Source organism: Aquiflexum sp., assembly GCF_041751335.1.
Taxonomy (GTDB): domain Bacteria; phylum Bacteroidota; class Bacteroidia; order Cytophagales; family Cyclobacteriaceae; genus Aquiflexum.
The window spans coordinates 1-1,825 of record NZ_JBGSXS010000347.1 but is presented as its reverse complement, the minus strand read 5'-3'; the positions used below and the strand labels follow the sequence as shown (position 1 = coordinate 1,825).

The window sequence follows — 1,825 nt, the reverse complement described above, 5'->3', positions numbered from 1 at the left end:
AAAGGTATCCGGAGTATTGCTCTGAGAATTTCTATAAAAGTCATAATTGTGAACTTGAAGATTTTGATCCAAATTTTAAGAAAGGGACGGAAAATCTTAAACAAGCTAATTTGTTGTTTTTTGGTAGATTTCTCCTTGGTTTTAGTTGGTGCGGCAATAGGCTGTCCATATTCAGCTTTTGATGTAATGTTCATAGTCTAGTTGGTTTTAGTTGAGTAAATGATGTCCAATTATCAGACCGAAATAATTTTTAGCAATAAAAAAATAATTAGATAATCCGATAGGGCAGTAGTGGACCTCTTTAAAGGTATTAGGAGAAAGATTAAACAGATTTCCCTGTAACCTGGGCTAAAAAGCAGATTATCATTTTTAAGGATTTTTATGAAACCAATTGAATTGGTCACCTTATTATCCATTTTGGGGTATAGGAATTAATCCTAAAACGGGATAAATTTAGGTATTGGGAAAATATCATTAGTATTTTTGATAGCATGCCAATTAATAGCCTTAAAAAGATTAAATATAGACAAGGGGAAAATATTAATTATACTCAATACTTTCAAATATGAGTACGTGAAAGAGGTTGGTGTTATAAGTATAGTATGATTCAGAGCTTTTTCTATAAAGTAGAGAAAGTGAAAACATATGACATCGAATATTCCATTTATCTTCAAATACAGCTGATCCCGAATTTTTTCTCCTACACCTAGCAGAAATACCATATAACCCATTCCAATTTAATGAATACTACAAGAAACTCAATGGAAATTTACAATGCCCGAATCATAGGTAGTCTTTTTATTTTGGCATTTCCAGCCTATGGGTTTGGACGACACTTTTTCGATAGTGAATCAATTTCCGAAAATTATATCGGCGCAGGGCTTATCATATTGAATACCATAGTTGTTCTTTCCATTGGTATTTTATTGAGAAAAACACTTCAGCAATACAGTGTAGGAGTCAGTAACGTCTATCTTTTTACAAGGGTATTTGAGGCAATAGCCCTTGCGAGTATTTTATTGAATTTTATTCCTGGAATAAGTATTTCCTATGATTTGGGATACTTTCTTGCAATGCTTGTTTTAGGACTAGGCAGCATTCCAATGTGTTTGACCTTGTTTAAATACAAGATAGCGCCATCATGGTTGGCACTTTGGGGAGTAGTAGGATATGCTGTTTTTGCGTTTGGGTTTTTAATGGAGTTATTTGGGAATGTGTGGAGTATGTATCTTCTGATACCGGGTGGTTTATGGGAAATAACTTTTGCTTTGTCGCTAATAATTAAAAAATAAAAATTCATGAAAATCCACCAATCCACTTACATCAAAATATTGATAGGCATTACTGTTTCTGCTCTAATCCTTCATTTTTTGATCCTATTGAAAATAATCCCTTATGGTATCGCCTGGGGAGGAAGGTTGACCACGGACCAAGAAATGTACACCTTTGAAACGCTTTCGATTATCATCAGTTTATTTTTCATTTATGTACTAGCCCAAAAGGGAAAATTCGTGAAAGCCATTTTTTCTGACAAAACGCTATCTGTGATCTTGTGGATTTTCTTTGGCCTATTTGTCCTAAACACCATAGGTAACGTTTTTGCCGAAACAACATTTGAAAAATGGTTTGCAGTTGTGACATTATTAAATGTTCTTTTGTTGTGGAGAATAAATATGCCAATAACCATGTAGTAGGTAGAATTTTATTTAAATTTTTGATTTGATCGTTGGAAAATCTATTTTGGGTACAGATCTGGAAACAAATAAAACCATCATCAAAAAAACAACACCATGACCAAAAAACGAATATTCTTCACCGGAGGATC

The 1,825-nt window shown here is 33.4% G+C and carries 3 protein-coding genes; 2 read left to right on the top strand and 1 reads right to left on the bottom strand.

The window, feature by feature from the left end:
- A partial coding sequence (locus ACEW8U_RS19260; protein WP_373523688.1) for a hypothetical protein occupies positions 1-194 on the bottom strand: 194 nt, incomplete at its 3' end.
- Positions 195-740: 546 nt separating this feature from the next.
- Here ACEW8U_RS19260 and ACEW8U_RS19255 point away from each other — a divergent pair.
- Positions 741-1,292: a DUF4386 domain-containing protein gene (locus tag ACEW8U_RS19255; protein ID WP_373523687.1), complete on the top strand. Its 552-nt coding sequence runs from the start codon at positions 741-743 to the stop codon at positions 1,290-1,292.
- A gap of 6 nt (positions 1,293-1,298) precedes the next feature.
- The gene (locus ACEW8U_RS19250; protein ID WP_373523686.1) at positions 1,299-1,691 is read left to right on the top strand and encodes a hypothetical protein; all 393 of its coding nucleotides are present in this window, start codon (positions 1,299-1,301) and stop codon (positions 1,689-1,691) included.
- The last annotated feature ends 134 nt before the right edge of the window (positions 1,692-1,825 follow it).

Coding starts and splice junctions, on each gene's coding strand:
- ACEW8U_RS19255 (WP_373523687.1), top strand. CDS start 741: ATGAATACTACAAGAAACTCAATGGAAATTTACAATGCCCGAATCATA.
- ACEW8U_RS19250 (WP_373523686.1), top strand. CDS start 1,299: ATGAAAATCCACCAATCCACTTACATCAAAATATTGATAGGCATTACT.